General features: G+C 69.0%; 16 protein-coding genes. 4 read left to right on the top strand and 12 right to left on the bottom strand.

Annotated elements, in window-relative coordinates; translation table 11 throughout:
- Positions 1-2: 2 nt before the first annotated feature.
- From ybgF to tolB, 3 genes are read right to left on the bottom strand one after another with little or no spacing between them, the layout of a single operon-like run.
- Positions 3-761, bottom strand: coding sequence for a tol-pal system protein YbgF (gene ybgF / locus AC07RM_RS07340; protein WP_093341603.1), 759 nt, complete (start codon positions 759-761; stop codon positions 3-5).
- Positions 761-1285, bottom strand: a complete 525-nt coding sequence (gene pal, locus AC07RM_RS07335) for a peptidoglycan-associated lipoprotein Pal (RefSeq protein WP_093341601.1) — start codon at positions 1283-1285, stop codon at positions 761-763. Before pal ends, ybgF begins: the two co-directional genes overlap by 1 nt.
- Positions 1286-1309: 24 nt before the next feature.
- Complete coding sequence (tolB, locus tag AC07RM_RS07330) at positions 1310-2635, bottom strand: Tol-Pal system beta propeller repeat protein TolB (protein ID WP_172705446.1); 1326 nt, start codon at positions 2633-2635, stop codon at positions 1310-1312.
- A gap of 201 nt (positions 2636-2836) precedes the next feature.
- Between tolB and msbA the strand changes: the two genes are divergently transcribed.
- A complete protein-coding gene (msbA, locus tag AC07RM_RS07325; protein WP_495334045.1) occupies positions 2837-4627 on the top strand; it encodes a lipid A export permease/ATP-binding protein MsbA in 1791 nt (596 codons plus the stop codon).
- Here the strand turns inward: msbA and AC07RM_RS07320 are convergent.
- A complete protein-coding gene (locus tag AC07RM_RS07320; protein ID WP_296787722.1) occupies positions 4609-5352 on the bottom strand; it encodes a GntR family transcriptional regulator in 744 nt (247 codons plus the stop codon). The two genes, msbA and AC07RM_RS07320, sit on opposite strands and share 19 nt — an antisense overlap.
- Before the next feature lie 100 nt (positions 5353-5452).
- Between AC07RM_RS07320 and AC07RM_RS07315 the strand changes: the two genes are divergently transcribed.
- From AC07RM_RS07315 to AC07RM_RS07305, 3 genes are all read left to right on the top strand, one after another.
- Positions 5453-6235 (top strand): SDR family oxidoreductase, encoded by a 783-nt coding sequence (locus tag AC07RM_RS07315; RefSeq protein WP_495334043.1) that lies wholly within the window; start codon positions 5453-5455, stop codon positions 6233-6235.
- 43 nt (positions 6236-6278) lie between these two features.
- The gene (gene kce / locus AC07RM_RS07310; protein WP_495334041.1) at positions 6279-7211 is read left to right on the top strand and encodes a 3,5-dioxohexanoate:acetyl-CoA acetone transferase; all 933 of its coding nucleotides are present in this window, start codon (positions 6279-6281) and stop codon (positions 7209-7211) included.
- A gap of 91 nt (positions 7212-7302) precedes the next feature.
- Positions 7303-8637: an MFS transporter gene (locus AC07RM_RS07305; protein ID WP_495334039.1), complete on the top strand. Its 1335-nt coding sequence runs from the start codon at positions 7303-7305 to the stop codon at positions 8635-8637.
- A 12-nt stretch (positions 8638-8649) separates the two neighbouring features.
- Here AC07RM_RS07305 and rng read toward each other — a convergent pair whose 3' ends face one another.
- The 8 genes from rng to AC07RM_RS07265 form a co-directional block, all read right to left on the bottom strand.
- Positions 8650-10176, bottom strand: a complete 1527-nt coding sequence (gene rng / locus AC07RM_RS07300; protein WP_093341590.1) for a ribonuclease G — start codon at positions 10174-10176, stop codon at positions 8650-8652.
- Positions 10177-10192: 16 nt separating this feature from the next.
- Entirely contained in the window at positions 10193-10795 is a 603-nt protein-coding gene (locus AC07RM_RS07295; RefSeq protein ID WP_296799679.1) for a Maf family protein, read from the bottom strand.
- Between the two features lie 97 nt (positions 10796-10892).
- Entirely contained in the window at positions 10893-11360 is a 468-nt protein-coding gene (rlmH, locus tag AC07RM_RS07290; RefSeq protein ID WP_057593347.1) for a 23S rRNA (pseudouridine(1915)-N(3))-methyltransferase RlmH, read from the bottom strand.
- On the bottom strand, positions 11357-12052 hold the full coding sequence (gene rsfS / locus AC07RM_RS07285) for a ribosome silencing factor (protein ID WP_495321580.1): 696 nt from the start codon (positions 12050-12052) through the stop codon (positions 11357-11359). The genes rlmH and rsfS overlap by 4 nt, the downstream gene beginning before the upstream one ends.
- Positions 12052-12678 carry a nicotinate (nicotinamide) nucleotide adenylyltransferase gene (nadD, locus tag AC07RM_RS07280; protein WP_495334036.1) on the bottom strand — a complete coding sequence of 209 codons (627 nt, stop codon included), beginning with the start codon at positions 12676-12678 and terminating at the stop codon, positions 12052-12054. Before nadD ends, rsfS begins: the two co-directional genes overlap by 1 nt.
- Entirely contained in the window at positions 12675-13601 is a 927-nt protein-coding gene (gene hemF / locus AC07RM_RS07275) for an oxygen-dependent coproporphyrinogen oxidase (RefSeq protein ID WP_495334034.1), read from the bottom strand. Before hemF ends, nadD begins: the two co-directional genes overlap by 4 nt.
- Positions 13601-14902 (bottom strand): phosphoribosylamine--glycine ligase, encoded by a 1302-nt coding sequence (purD, locus tag AC07RM_RS07270; protein ID WP_093341583.1) that lies wholly within the window; start codon positions 14900-14902, stop codon positions 13601-13603. The genes hemF and purD overlap by 1 nt, the downstream gene beginning before the upstream one ends.
- A 57-nt stretch (positions 14903-14959) precedes the next feature.
- Positions 14960-15685 (bottom strand): YebC/PmpR family DNA-binding transcriptional regulator, encoded by a 726-nt coding sequence (locus AC07RM_RS07265; protein WP_093341582.1) that lies wholly within the window; start codon positions 15683-15685, stop codon positions 14960-14962.
- Between the last annotated feature and the right edge of the window lie 51 nt (positions 15686-15736).

The raw sequence follows: 15736 nt of genomic DNA, 5'->3' as shown, positions 1-15736 counted from the left end.
CACTAGCGCAGGCGCGAGAGACGCTCGCGGCCGGCCTGCGCGGCTTCCGACTGCGGGTAGGCCTTGGTCAGGTCTTCCAGCGTGCGGCGCGCGGCGCGCGTGTCCTTGAGCTCGATCTGGCAGTTCGCGATCGACAGCACGGCCTCGGGGGCCTTGGCATGGTCGGGCGCGAGCGAGAGCATCGAACGGAAGTTGGCGATGGCCTCGTTGTAGTTGCGCGTGGCGTACTGGGCATTGCCGAGCCAGAACAGGGCCGACGCGTTGTAGCCGCTTTGCGGGTAGCGCTTGACGAACTCGGCGAAGGCGGTCTGGGCCTGGGCGAACTGGCCGGCGCGGAACACGCCGAGCGCGGCTTCGAAGTCGGCCTTCTCGCGCGGATCGGCATTGAACTCGCGGCCATCGACCGTGACCTTCGAGGGCTCGTTCTGCTTGAGCCGGTCGTCGATGGTGGTCTGCTTGGACTGCAGGTCGCTCACGGCGCGCGTGAGCTGTTCGTTCTGGCCGGTCATGCGCGCCAGGTCGCCGCGCATCTGCTCGATCTGCGTCTGCAGGTCGAGCAGGCTGCGCCGCAACTGGCCGTTCTCGTCGCTCAGGCGCTGATCGGTCTGCTGGCGCACGGCCTCCACGCGCTGGCGCAGGTCGAGGATGGCCTTGCGGGCCTCGTCATCCTCGAACAGCGCGGCCTGCGATCCGGCCGAGGCGCACAACAGGGCGGCCGCCAGGGCCGCGCCACGCCACAGAGCGCGTTGGGCGGGTCGCATCACCGGGTGTAGCGGATTTCGGCGCGACGGTTCTGCGCCCAGACTTCTTCACCCGCGCCGGTCACGGCGGGCTTTTCCTTGCCGAAGCTCACGGCTTCGATCTGGCTGTCGTTCACGCCCAGCAGCGTGAGCGCACGGCGCACGGCTTCCGAACGCTTCTGGCCCAGCGCGAGGTTGTACTCGCGGCCGCCGCGCTCGTCGGTGTGGCCTTCGATCGAAATGCGGCGCTGTGCGTTGGCCTTGAGGAAACGGGCATGGCCGTCGATCAGCGACTGGAACTCGGGCTTGACCGTGTAGCTGTCGTAGTCGAAAAACACGATGCGCTCGACGCCCACCGGGCCTTGCGCGGTGCCGGCGTTGGGATCGATCGTGACGGGCGCCACGGAAGTGGTCGCGCCCTGGTTGCCGGCGCCACCGGTGGTGCCGGTGCGGTCGGTCACGGGCGTTTCGTTGAGCTTGGTGCCCGACGAGCAGCCTGCGATCAGCGCCACGATGGCCAGCGAATAAATCGTACGTTTCAACATTTCGAACTCCTCAGATAAACCTAATCATTGCTTTTGAAACGGACCCCAGTCCGGTTCCCTGATGTCTCCTGCCTGACCCGCCAGCCGTGCCTTTATTTTTCCGTCCAGCGTGGTCGTCATGAGGGCTTCGCGACCTTGCAGTTGCGTGGCGTAGACGATCAGCTTGCTATTGGGGGCAAAACTCGGACTCTCGTCCGCCGAGGTGTCGGTGATGGCGGTGACATTGCCGCTGGCCAACTCCATCACATGGAGTTTGAAGGCCCCTCCCACGCGGGAGATGTAGGCCAACCACCGGCCGTCGGCGCTGACGGAAGGAGAAATGTTGTAGGTACCGCTGAAGGTGACCCGGGTCGGGTTGCCGCCGTTGGCACCCATCTTGTAGATCTGCGGCGCGCCGCCGCGGTCGCTCACGAAGTAGATGGTGCTGCCGTCGGCCGAGTAGACCGGTTCGGTGTCGATGCTCGCGCTCTGGGTCAACCGGCGCGGCTCGCCGCCGCTGGCCGGGATGGTGTAGAGCTGCGAGCCGCCATCGCGGCTCAGCGTGACGGCGAGCGTGCTGCCGTCGGGCGCCCAGGCCGGCGCGCTGTTGGAGCCGCGGAAGTTGGCGACCAGCCGGCGCTGGCCGCTGGCCACGTTGTGCACGTAGACCACGGGCTTGCGCGACTCGAAGGACACGTAGGCCAGCTGCTGGCCGTTGGACGACCAGACCGGCGAGATGATCGGCTCGGGGCTGGCCAGCGCGGCCTGCGCGTTCTCGCCGTCGGCATCGGCCACCCACAGCGAATAGCGGCTGCCGCCCTTGGTCACGTAGGCGATGCGGGTCGAGAAGATGCCCTTGTCGCCCGTGAGCTTCTCGTAGACGTAGTCGGCGATGCGGTGCGAGGCGAGCCGCAGGTCGCCCTGGGGAACGATGTAGCTCTGGCCGCCGAGATCGCCGCCGTTCGGTCCGCGCACCACGTCCCAGAGACGGAAGCGCACGTCGTAGCGGCCGTCGGCCAGGCGCGTGACGCTGCCGACCACGAGCGAGTCGGCGGTGCGCTGGCGCCAGACGGAGAAATCAGGACGCGAGCCCTCGTCGAGCGCCTGGCCCGAGGCATCGACGCCGCGGAACTGGCCGCTGCGCTCGAGGTCGGCCTGGACGATCTCGGAGATCTTCTGCGGCGAGGAATCCTGGCCGCGGAACGGCACGAGCGCGATGGGCAACTGGGTCAGCCCCACGCCCGACACCTCGACCTTGAACTGGGCGAGTGCGGGCAGGACGGGGGAGGCAGCCAGGGCCGCAATGACCGTGCGGCGACCCAAAAGCGATGAAGAAGGAGTTGGAGAGAGGGCTTGCAACGGCTTGTTCATGCGGTTTCGGAGAGATCTCGGGTTGAAAAAGTTTCTCCCCTTGTAACGGGGCCACATGGTACACATTGCTTTGATGGCGCCATGGCAAAACGTTCCATGCGGGGCCGGGTCCTACATTCAAAATGCTTCAGGAAAGCGGTCCGAAGCACCGGCCAGGGCCGCTGAAAGGGTGTTCCGACCCGCCCCGTAGAATCCGCCGCCATGCAGACACCCCCCGGCAGCGAAGCCGCACGCCCTCCCCTGATGCGCCGGCTGGCGCGGCTCATGACCTGGTTCGGCGGTTCGCGCCAGTGGTGGGCGCTGGGACTGAGCGGCGCGATGCTGGCCGCCATCACCGAGCCGCTGATGGCGGCCCTCCTCAAGCCGCTGCTCGACCGCGGCTTCACGCGCGGCGAAATGCCGCTGTGGTTCGTGCCGGCCGCCGTGCTGCTGCTGTTCGCGGTGCGCGGCATCGCCCAGTTCATCTCGCAGTACGCGCTCTCGCGCATCGCCAACGAAGGCATGCAGCGGCTGCGCAAGGTGCTGTTCGACCGGCTGCTGGGCGCTGAACTCGCGCTGTTCGCGCGCCAGTCGGCCAGCACGCTGTCGAACACCGTGGTCTATGAAGTGCAGACCGGCGCGATGCTGCTGGTGCAGGCGCTGCTGGGACTGTCGCGCGACGGCTTCACGCTGGTGGCGCTGCTGGGCTACCTGGTCTACCTGAACTGGAAGCTCACGCTGATCGTGGCCTTCCTGGTGCCGAGCATCTCCTGGATCATGAAGGTGTTCTCCAAGCGCCTCTACAAGCTGACGCAGCAGGGCCAGCAGGCCACCGACGAGCTGGCCTACGTGGTGGAAGAGAACGTGCTGGCCCACCGCATGGTGCGCCTGCATGGCGCCGAAACGGCCCAGGCCCAACGCTTCGAGCAGCTGAGCCAGAAACTCAACCGGCTGGCCGTGAAGTCCACCATCGCCCAGGCCGCGACCACCCCGCTCACGCAGATGATGGCCTCGCTGGCGCTGTCGGTGGTGGTGATGATCGCGCTCTGGCAGAGCGGCAAGCAGGGCTTCACGGTCGGCGGTTTCGTCGCCTACATCACGGCGATGCTGATGCTGATCGCGCCGATCCGGCGGCTGGCCGAAGTGGCCGGCCCGATCACCCGCGGCCTGGCCGCCCTCGAGCGCGGCCTGGCGCTGGTCGACGAGGTGCCGACCGAGCCGCAGGGCAGCTTCGGCATGACGCATGCGCAGGGCCGCATCGAGTTCCGCGACACGCGCGTGAACTACCGCGGCGACGACGAGCGCCCCGCCCTCGACGGCGTGAGCCTCGTGATCGAGCCGGGCCAGAGCGTGGCCTTCGTCGGTCCCTCGGGCTCGGGCAAGACCACGCTGATGAACCTGCTGCCGCGCTTCGTGCTGCCCAGCGGCGGCCAGGTGCTGCTCGACGGCCACGACATCTCGGAATGGGAGCTCAAGAGCCTGCGCTCGCAGTTCGCCATGGTGAGCCAGGACGTGGTGATGCTCAACGACACCCTGGCGGCCAACGTGGCGCTGGGCGCCGACGCCGAGATCGACCGCGACCGCGTGCTGGCCTGCATCGCGGCCGCCAACCTCAGCACCCACGTCGAAGGCCTGCCCCAGGGCATCGACACCGTGCTGGGCCACAACGCCACCCAGCTCTCGGGCGGCCAGCGCCAGCGCCTCGCGATCGCGCGCGCTCTCTACAAGGATGCGCCGGTGCTGCTGCTCGACGAGGCCACCTCGGCCCTCGACACCGAATCCGAGCGCCTGGTGCAGGACGCGCTGCAGCGCCTGATGCAGAACCGCACCACGCTGATCGTGGCGCACCGCCTGTCGACCATCCAGCATGCCGACCGCATCATCGTGATGGAACAGGGCCGCGTGGCCGAGCAGGGTTCGCACGCGCAGCTGATGGCGCTCGACGGCCTCTATGCGCGGCTGCAGACGAACGCGGTGCGCAGCGCCGCCGCGGGTCAGGATCCGACGCTCTGATCCCGGCCGCCGGGCGGCGCCGGCCTTGAGACACCCTCCGCTACCAGCACGCCGGCCGAGAGGATGAACTCGGCCGCGCTGCGGATGTCGCCCTCGAGCGCGGCCCGGGCCTTGGCACCGTCGCGCCGCTTGAGCGCCGCGAGCAGCGCCGCATGGTGCACAACCCCCGTCTTCTCGCCCACGCGGCGCGAGCCGGCGCGCAGGTCGTAGTTGAGGATCGGCCCGATGCGCAGCCACAGCGCCTCGATCATCTGCAGCAGCATCGGCATGTCGGCCGCGGCGTAGACCGCGAAGTGGAATTCCTTGTTGAAGGTGACCAGCCTCGAGCCATCGGGACTCGCGGCCTTCATCTCGGCGACGAAGGCATCGTGGCGCTCGGCGATCTCGCGCAGCGCCACGGTGCCGACCGCCGCGGCCGCGGCCTCGGTCGCCAGCCCCTCGAGGTTGGTGCGGATCACCGTGATTTCCTTGAACTGCGCGGCCGTCATGCGCGGCACGCGCAGGGTGCGGCTGGGCGTCAGCTCGAGCGCCTGCTCGGCCACCAGCCGCTGCATCGCCTCGCGCACCGGCATCACGCTCACGCCCAGCGCCGCGGCGGCGCTGCGCAGCGAGATCTGCTCGCCCGGCATCATCTGCCCGCTCATCACGAGGTCGCGCAACTGGTCATAGACGTTGGCGCTGAGCGTCTGGCGCTTGAGCGGGGTGACGAGGTCGGAGAGCTCCATGCCGCGGAGTATACGGTTCGGGGTATACCCTATGCGATATCTGTGATCACAGATCTACGATGCCGACCGTTCACTGTCACACCCCAAGGAGCTATTCAGAATGTGGAACGGAAATTCCCTCGCCGGCCGACGCGTGCTCGTCACCGCGGGCGCCAGCGGCATCGGCCTCGAGATCGTGCGTGCCTTCGCCGCGGCCGGCGCCCGTGTCTTCGCCTGCGACGTGCAGGCCGAGGGCCTGGACCGGCTGTCGGCCGAGCTGCCCGAGGTCGGCAGCTGCCTCGCCGACGTCTCGAGCGAGGAACAGGTCGCCCGGCTGTTCGAAGCCACGGACCGCGAGTTCGGCGGCCTCGACGTGCTGGTCAACAACGCCGGCGTGGCCGGCCCGACCGGTGGCATCGAGACCCTCTCGCTCGACGACTGGAACCGCACGCTGGCCGTCAACATCACGGGCCAGTTCCTCTGCGCCCGGCTCGCGGTGCCACGGCTGCGCCAGGGCCGCAATCCCTCGATCGTCAACCTGTCCTCGGCGGCCGGCCACCTGGGCATGCCGGGCCGCTCGCCCTACTCGGCCTCGAAATGGGCCGTGATCGGCTTCACCAAGACGCTCGCGCTCGAACTCGGCCCCGACGGCATCCGCGTCAACGCGATCCTGCCGGGCGCGGTCGACGGGCCGCGCATCCGCGCCGTGATCGCCGCCAAGGCCCAGGCGCTCGGCAAGCCCATCGAGGAAGTCACGCGCATCTACACCTCGCAGTCCGCGCTCAACCGCATGGTGACGGCCACCGACATCGCGAACATGGTGCTGTTCGCCGCCAGCGACCTGGCCGCCAGCGTCACCGGCCAGGAGCTCGTGGTCGACGGCCACACCCAGGCGCTGAGCTGACCCGCCCTCTTCTTCTCTTCCCGACCTCACCCGAACCCCATCCATGGCCACCCGCACCAAAGCCATCATCACCTGCGCCCCCACCGGCGCGATCCACACGCCGAGCATGTCGCCGCACCTGCCGGTGACGGCCGACGAGATCGCCGCTGCCTCGATCGAGGCCGCCCGCGCCGGCGCCGCGATCCTGCACCTGCATGCGCGCGATCCGAAGGACGGCCGCCCCTCGCAGGACCCGGACCTGTTCCGCCCCTTCCTCTCGAAGATCAAGGCCGCCACCGACGCCGTGATCAACATCACCACCGGCGGCAGCCCGCACATGAGCGTCGAGGAACGCATGCGCCCGGCCACCACCTTCAAGCCCGAGCTGGCCTCGCTCAACATGGGCTCGATGAACTTCGGCCTGTTCCCGATGCTCGAGCGCTTCAAGTCCTTCGAGCACGACTGGGAGCGCGAGCACCTCGAGAACAGCCGCAACCTGATCTTCAAGAACACCTTCGCCGACATCGAGAACATCCTGCGCCTGGGCGAGGCCAACGGCACGCGCTTCGAGTTCGAGTGCTACGACGTCAGCCACCTCAACAACCTGCGCCACTTCATGGACTGCAGCCTGGTGCGCGCGCCGGTGTTCGTGCAGACGGTGTTCGGCATCCTCGGCGGCATCGGTGCCGATCCCGAGGACCTGATGCACATGCACCGCACGGCGGCGCGCCTGTTCGGCGACCGCTTCCAGTGGTCGATCCTCGGCACCGGCCGCAACCAGTTGCCGCTGGCCACCATCGGCGCGGCCATGGGCTCGCACGTGCGCGTCGGCCTCGAGGACTCGCTGTGGATCGGCCCGGGCCGGCTCGCCGCCTCGAGCGCCGAGCAGGTGCTGCGCATCCGCGCCGTGCTCGAGGCGCTGAACATCGACATCGCGACACCCGACGAGGCGCGCGAGATCCTCGGCCTCAAGGGCGCGGCCAAGGTCGACTTCTAGCCCTCGCATTCCCATCGTCCGCAGCGCCGCCGCATCGCACGGCGCGCCGCTGCATTCCTTCACCAGAACAAGACTTCAGAGAGAGACACCGATGGCACACACCTCCATCCCCGGCGCCCGTCTCGGGCCCGCGGCCGACACGGCCACCACCGACGAGCAGGCCTCGCTCAATGCGCTGATCTTCCGCAAGCTGATGCCGCTGCTGGTGCTGGCCTACGTGATCAGCTTCATCGACCGCACCAACATCGCGCTCGCCAAGAGCCACATGGCGGTCGACATCGGCATCTCGGCCGCGGCCTACGGCCTGGGCGCAGGCCTGTTCTTCCTGAGCTACGCGCTGCTCGAGGTGCCGAGCAACCTGGTGATGCACCGCGTGGGCGCACGCTGGTGGATCGCGCGCATCATGATCACCTGGGGCCTGCTGTCGGCCGGCATGGCCTTCGTCACGGGCGAGACCTCGTTCTACGTGATGCGCGTGCTGCTTGGCGCGGCCGAGGCCGGCCTGTTCCCGGGCGTGATGCTCTACCTGAACTACTGGTTCGGCCGCAAGGACCGGGCGCGCGCCACGGGCTACTTCCTGCTCGGCGTGTGCATCGCCAACATCCTCAGCGGCCCGGTCGGCGGCGCGCTGCTGCAGATGGACGGCCTGCTGGGCTGGCACGGCTGGCAATGGATGTTCGTGATCGAGGGCCTGCCGGCCGTGGCGCTGGCCTTCGTGGTCTGGCGCAAGCTGCCCGACGGCCCGGCCGATGCGAGCTGGCTCACGCCGGCGCAGGCGCGCGCCATCGAGCAAGGCCTCGCCGCCGAACGCGCCGAGGACGCGGCCCATGGCCAGGTCGGCGAATCGTTCCGTGCCTGCCTGGTCGACAAGCAGATCTGGCTCGCGATCTTCGTCTACTTCTGCCACCAGATCAGCATCTACACGGTGATCTTCTTCCTGCCGAGCATCATCGGCACCTACGGCAAGCTCACGCCGCTGCAGATCGGCGCGCTCAACTCGCTGCCCTGGGTCGCCGCCGCGGTCGGCGCGATCGCGCTGCCGCGGCTCGCGGTCACGCCGCAGCGCGGCCGGCTGCTGCTGCTGATCGGGCTGGTCGCCATGGCCGTGGGGCTGGGCATCGCGGCCTTCGCGAGCCCGGCCGTCGCGCTCGCGGGCTTCTGCCTCACGGGCTCGATGTTCTTCGTGGTGCAGTCGGTGATCTTCCTGTTCGCTTCCTCGCGCCTGGCCGGCGTGGCGCTCGCGGGCGGGCTGGCGCTGGTCAACACCTGCGGCCTGCTGGGCGGCTTCATCGGGCCGTCGGTGATGGGATGGATCGAGCAGAGCACGGGCAGCACGACGAACGGCCTGCTCGCGATGGCCGTGCTGCTGGTGCTGGCGGCGCTCGCCAGCATCGGCATGCGCCAGGGCCGCGAATCGCGGCGCTAAGAGCCCGAAGGCTCAGAGCAAGACGATGTCGTACTGCCCCTGCCCGATCGCCGGCTCGGACTGCAGCGAGATCGGCTTGCCGATGAAGTCGCTGAGCCCGGCCAGGTGCTGGCTCTCCTCGTCGAGGAACAGCTCGATCACCTGCGGCGACGAGACGATGCGGAACTCGCGCGGCGTGAACTGCCGCGCCTCGCGCAGGATCTCGCGCATCACGTCGTAGGCCACGCTGCGCGCGGTCTTCACGATGCCCTGGCCGCCGCAGGCCACGCAGGGCTCGCACAGCATGTGGGCCAGCGATTCGCGCGTGCGCTTGCGCGTCATCTCGACCAGGCCGAGCTGCGAGAAGCCGCCGGCCGTGGTCTTCACGCGGTCGCGCGCGAGCTGCTTGCGGAACTCGCCGAGCACCTGCTCGCGGTGGTCGTCGCGCGCCATGTCGATGAAGTCGACGATGATGATCCCGCCCAGGTTGCGCAGCCGCAGCTGGCGCGCGATGGCCTGCGCCGCCTCGAGGTTGGTCTTGAAGATGGTGTCGTCGAAGTTGCGCGCACCGACGAAGCCGCCGGTGTTCACGTCGATGGTGGTCAGCGCCTCGGTCTGGTCGACCACGAGGTAGCCACCCGACTTGAGATCGACCCGGCGCCCGAGCGCGCGCGCGATCTCCTCGTCGACCGAATAGAGGTCGAAGATCGGCCGCTCGCCGCGGTAGTGCTGCAGCTTGCCGGACGCCTTGGGCATGAACTCCAGGCCGAACTTCAGCAGCAGCTCGAACTGCTCGCGCGAATCGATGCGGATGGTCTGCGTGTCCTCGGTGGTGAGGTCGCGCAGCACGCGCTGCAGCAGGCTCAGGTCCTGGTGCAGCAGCGACATCGGCGGCAGCCGCGTCGAGGCCTCGCGGATGCGAGACCAGGTCTTGCGCAGGTAGGCGATGTCGTCGGCGAGCTCGGCGTCGGTCGAGTCCTCGCCGTTGGTGCGCAGGATGAAGCCGCCGGTGTTCTCGGGCACCACGCCGCCGCTGTCGGCGGCCGCGGCGGCCTCGATCAGCGCGAGCATGCGCGAGCGCAGCGCATCGCGCAGGTCGGCCGGGATCTTCTGCGACACGCCGATGTGGTTGTCCTGCGGCAGGAACACGAGCAGCCGTCCCGCGATGCTGATCTGCGTCGACAGCCGCGCGCCCTTGGTGCCGATCGGGTCCTTGATGACCTGCACCAGCAGCGACTGGCCCTCGAACACCTGCTTCTCGATCGGCACCATGGTGCCGCCGTTGCGGTGGTCGCGTTCGGCCGGCGCGGCGCTGGGCCGCGAGCCCGGCGTGAACGGCGCGACGATGTCGGCGACATGCAGGAAGGCGGTGCGTTCGAGGCCGATGTCGATGAAGGCCGACTGCATGCCCGGCAGCACGCGCGAGACCTTGCCCAGGTAGATGTTGCCGACCAGTCCGCGCTCGAGCGTGCGCTCGACGTGCAGCTCCTGCACCGCGCCGTGCTCGACCACCGCCACGCGGGTCTCCTGCGGGGACCAGTTGATCAGGATGTCTTGCATGGAGTTCTCGGTTGTCTCAAGTGGGGAAACCGGCGCGCCGCAGCAGTTGCGCGGTCTCGAACATGGGGAGGCCCATGATGCCCGAATAGGAGCCGCTGATGTGCTCGACGAAGGCAGCCGCCGCGCCCTGGATGCCATAGGCGCCGGCCTTGCCCAGCGGCTCGCCGCCTTCGACGTAGCGGCGGATCTGCGCGCGGCTCATGGGCGCGAAGCGCACGCGCGACACGCTCAGCGCGGCCTGCCGGCGACGGCCCTGCTGCAGCGCCACGGCGGTCAGCACGCGGTGCGTGGCGCCCGACAGCAGCGCGAGCATGCGCTCGGCATCGCGCGCGTCCTCGGGCTTGCCGAGGATGGTGCGGCCCAGCGCCACGGTGGTGTCGGCGCACAGCACGGGCGCATCGGCCAGGCCGCGGCGACGCAGGCGCGCCACGGCGGCATCGAGCTTGAGCGCCGTCACGCGCTGCACGTAGGCAGTGGGCGATTCGCCGGGCAGCACGGTCTCGAGCGCCTCCGCGTCCTCGTCGTCGGCGGCCAGCAGCAGTTCATGGCGCACGCCGAGCTGGCCGAGCAATTGGGCGCGGCGCGGGCTCTGCGAGGCGAGGTAGAGGAAGGTCGGGATGGTCGGCACGGCGGTCGTCTCTGTGAAGCGGAAGAAAAGACGGGGTCGATGGAGGAACGCGGCGAGGTCCTCGTCGCGCGGCGGCTCGACGGGCCGCTCATTCGCGGTGGTAGGGATGGCCCGCGTTGACCGACCATGCGCGGTAGAGCTGCTCCACCAGCAGCACGCGCGCCATCGCATGCGGCAGGGTCAGATCGGACAGGCGGATGCGCTCGTGGGCCGCGGCCTTGAAGGCCGGGTCGAGCCCGTCGGGGCCGCCGATCACCAGCGCGACATCGTCGCCCTCGCCCTGCCAGCTCTGCAGCCGCGCGGCCAGCGCCTTGGTGGTCAGCGCGGTGCCGCGCTCGTCGAGCACCACGATGCGCATGCCGCGCGCGATGGCGGCTTCGATGCGTTCGCGTTCGGCGGCGTAGAGGGTCTCGAGCGACTTGGAACCGCGTGGCTCGGTCTTGACCGCGCGCAGTTCGAGCTTGAGTTCGGGCGGGAAGCGCTTGGCGTAGTCGTCCCAGGCAGTCTGTGCCCAGTCGGGCATGCGCTGCCCGACTGCGACCACCAGCAGCTTCATGCGCTGCGCGAAGCGGTCTTGCGCGCGGGTGCCTTCTTCGCCGCGGGCTTGGCCGCCGGCTTCGCGCCCGTCTTGGCGGCGGCCTTCTTGGCCACCGGCTTGCCGACCACCACCACCGGGGCCTTCTTGGCCGGTGCCTTTTTCGCGGCGGTCTTCGCGCCGGTCTTGCCCGCCGCCTTCTTCGGCGCGGCCTTGGCTTCCTTGGCCTCGCGCTCGGCGGCACGGATCGCGGTCTTGGCGGCGCTCGCGCGGCGCAGCGAGGTCGGCGCCTTGGCGGCCGCGGGCTTGGCTTCCTTGTCCTCGGACGCACGCGCCGGCTTGCTGGCGCCGAGCTTCAGGCGCACGGGCTTGTCGCCCCAGATCTCCTCGAGGTGGTAGTACTGGCGGATCGCCGGCTGCATGATGTGCGCGACGGCCTGTCCGCAGTCCACGATGATCCACTCGCCGTTTTCCTCGCCCTCCACGCGCGGCTTGCCGAAGCCGGCATCGCGCACCGCGTCGCGCACGCTCGCGGCCAGCGCCTTGGTCTGGCGGTTCGAGGTGCCCGAGGCCACGATCACGCGCTCGAACAGCGGCGAGAGATGCTCGGTGTCGAATACCTGGATGTCCTGCGCCTTGACGTCTTCGAGCCCATCGATGATGGCTCGCTGGAGTTTCTGGGTGTCTTTCTTGGCGGCGGCTTCAGTGGTCATCAGGCAGAGCGATAGAGGAAGTGTTGGTCAATATAGCGTGCAACCGTGGACGGAACCAGTGAGGAAATCTCCTCGCCCAGCGACGCACGCCGCCGGATGTCGGTGGCGCTGATGTCCATGGCAGGCAGTTCGAGCGCCTCGAAACGCGCGCCGGCCGGGAGGCCGGGCAGCGTATTCGGATCAAAACGGGCGGTGTCGGCCGTCGATAGTGCGCGATACGCTACAGAAATAGTAGCGACCGCGAGTATATCCTGCCAGCCGTGCCAGCTCGGCAGGGCCCGTGCCTGGTCGGCGCCCATGACCAGCACCAGCTCGGCGTCGGGCTGCGCCTGCTGCAGTTCGTGCAGGGTGTCGATGGTGTAGGTGGGGCCGTCGCGCAGCATCTCGCGCGAATCGACCACCACGCCCGGGATGTCGCCGAACGCCAGCTGCGCCATCGCGAGGCGGTCCTTGGCCGGCGTGAGTTCGCGCACCTTGTGCCAGGCATGCCCGGTCGGAAAGACATAGAGCGCCGTGAGGCCCAGCTGCTCGAGCGCGGCCCGCGCCAGCGCCACGTGGGCGTTGTGCGGCGGATCGAAGGCGCCGCCGAACACGCCGATGCGCGGCGCGTTCTTCGAAGCGTTCACGGCAGCCACGCGCGGCGCACGATGAAGTCGCTGTAGAGCGCCGCCTCGGGCGACCCCGGCTCGGGCTCGCGGCGGTAGGCCCAGCTCGCCTGCGGCGGCATCGACAGCAGGATCGATTCGGTGCGCCCGCCCGACTGCAGCCCGAAGTGCGTGCCGCGGTCCCACACGAGGTTGAACTCGACGTAGCGCCCGCGCCGGTAGAGCTGGAACGCGCGCTCGCGCTCGCCCCAGGCCATGCCGCGGCGGCGTTCCACCAGCGGCAGGTAGGCCGGCAGGAAGGCATCGCCGACCGAGCGGATCAGCGCGAAGCCGTTGTCGACGCCACCCTCGGCGAAGTCGTCGAAGAAGATGCCGCCGATGCCGCGCTGCTCGTTGCGGTGCTTGAGGAAGAAATACTCGTCGCACCAGGTCTTGAAGCGCGGGTACTTGTCCTCGCCGAAGGGCGCGAGCGCATCGCGGCAGACGGTGTGGAAATGCACCGCGTCGTCTTCGAAGCCGTAGCAGGGCGTGAGGTCCATGCCGCCGCCGAACCAGCAGACCGGCTCGCCGCCGGCCGGCAGCGCGGCCAGCATGCGCACGTTCATGTGGACGATCGGCACGTAGGGGTTGCGCGGATGGAACACCAGCGACACGCCCATCGCCTCGAAGGGCGCGCCGGCCAGCTCGGGCCGGTTCTGCGTGGCCGAGGGCGGCAGCTTCGGGCCGCGCACCTGCGAGAAGCCGCAGCCCGCGCGCTCGAACAGCTCGCTGCCTTCGAGGATGCAGGTGAGTCCGCTGCCCTGCAGCGGCTCGTCGGGCGCCTTGTGCCAGGCATCGCGCACCGCGGTGCCGCCATCGGCCGCCTCGATCGCGGCGACGATGGACTGCTGCAGCCCGCGCAGATAGTCGCCGACCGCCTGGGGATCGGAGGGTTGCCGCTGCATCAACCGTTGGTGCCGTGGCTGCGCGCCTGCACGGCGCGGAAGCCGATGTCGCGGCGGTACTGGGCGCCGTCGAAGCGCACCCGCGCCGCCACTTCGTAGGCGCGCTGCTGCGCGAGCTTCACGCTGTCGGCCAGCACGGTCACGCAGAGCACGCGGCCACCGCTGGTCTGGAGTTCGCCGTCCTTGACGGTGGTGCCGGCGTGGAACACCACGGCATCGGGCGCCTCGGCGGGAATGCCGTCGATGCGGTCGCCCTTGCGCGGCGAGAGCGGATAGCCGTGCGCGGCCATCACCACGCCGAGCGCGACGCGGCGGTCCCACTGCAGCTCGACCTGGTCGAGCGTGCCGTCGGTGGCGTGCCAGAACACCTCGAACAGGTCGGACTTCAGCCGCATCATGATCGGCTGGGTCTCGGGGTCGCCCATGCGGCAGTTGAACTCGAGCGTCTTGGGATGGCCCTGCGCGTCGATCATCAGGCCGGCATAGAGGAAGCCGGTGTAGGGGATGCCGTCCTTTTCCATGCCGCGGATGGTCGGCAGGATGATCTCGCGCATGGCGCGCGCATGCACCTCGGCCGTGACCACGGGCGCGGGCGAGTAGGCACCCATGCCGCCGGTGTTGGGGCCCTCGTCGTTGTCGAGCAGGCGCTTGTGGTCCTGGCTGGTGGCCAGCGCGGTCACGTTCTTGCCGTCGCACAGCACGATGAAGCTGGCTTCCTCGCCCTGCAGGAACTCCTCGATCACGACACGCGCGCCGCCTTCGTTGTGCGAGACGCCGAACTTGTTGTCGACCAGCATGAAGTCGACCGCGTCGTGCGCTTCCTGCGCGGTCATGGCCACCACCACGCCCTTGCCGGCGGCCAGGCCGTCGGCCTTGACCACGATCGGCGCGCCCTTGGCGTCGATGTACGCATGGGCGGCGGCGGCGTCGGTGAAGGCCTCGTACTCGGCCGTCGGGATCTTGTGGCGCTTCATGAAGGCCTTGGAGAAGGCCTTCGAGCTCTCGAGCTGGGCGGCGGCCTTGGTCGGGCCGAAGATGCGCAGGCCGTGCGCGCGGAATTCGTCGACCACGCCCGCGGCCAGCGGGGCCTCGGGGCCGACCACCGTCAGCGCGATCTTTTCCTTGAGCGCCCACTCGCGCAGCGCGGCGGGCTCGGTGATGTCGATGCTGTCGTAGCGCGGGTCGGTGACCGTTCCGCCATTGCCGGGCGCCACGTAGATGCGGCTGACCCGGGTGGCCTGCGCCAGCCGCCATGCCAGGGCATGTTCGCGGCCCCCTCCCCCAATCACCAGTACCTTCATTCTCGGGCCTTCATACGCTGTGTTCTTTCCATCATTGCTGCTGCCGGGTGCCGGCCCTCATTCGGACAGCGAGGCGTTGTGATAGACCTCCTGCACGTCGTCCAGGTCCTCGAGCACGTCGAGCAGCCGCTGCATCTTCGCGGCGTCCTCGCCCACGACGTCGATGGTGTTCTCGGCCCGCATCGTGACCTCGGCCACCTCGGGCTTCAGGCCCGCCGCCTCGAGCGCGTTCTTCACCGCCTCGAAATCGCCGGGCGCGGTGATCACCTCGATGGCGCCGTCGTCGTCGGTCACGACGTCTTCCGCGCCGGCCTCGAGCGCCACTTCCATCACCTTGTCTTCATCCGTGCCCGGGGCGAAGACGAACTGTCCGCAATGCTTGAACTGGAAGGCCACCGAGCCCTCGGTGCCCATGTTGCCGCCGTGCTTGGCGAAGGCGTGGCGCACTTCGGCCACGGTGCGCACGCGGTTGTCGGTCATGGTGTCGACGATGATCGCCGCGCCGCCGATGCCGTACCCTTCGTAACGAATTTCTTCGTAATTGACGCCTTCGAGGTTGCCCGTGGCCTTGTCGATGTTTCGCTTGACGGTGTCGGCCGGCAGATTGACCGCCTTGGCCTTTTCGACCGCCAAGCGCAGGCGGGGGTTGGCGCTCAGGTCGCCGCCGCCGGCCCGGGCCGCCACCATGATTTCACGGATGGCGCGGGTCCAGAGCTTTCCTCGTTTTTCGTCCTGCCGGCCCTTCCGGTGCTGAATATTTGCCCATTTGCTGTGTCCGGCCATGGCTTTTCTCTCGCTGTCCTGTGTTTTCGAAGCAGGCTGCGAGTTTACTGT

The organism is Variovorax sp. GW821-FHT09B05 (assembly GCF_059418265.1).
This window is presented reverse-complemented; position numbering and strand designations above follow the sequence as displayed.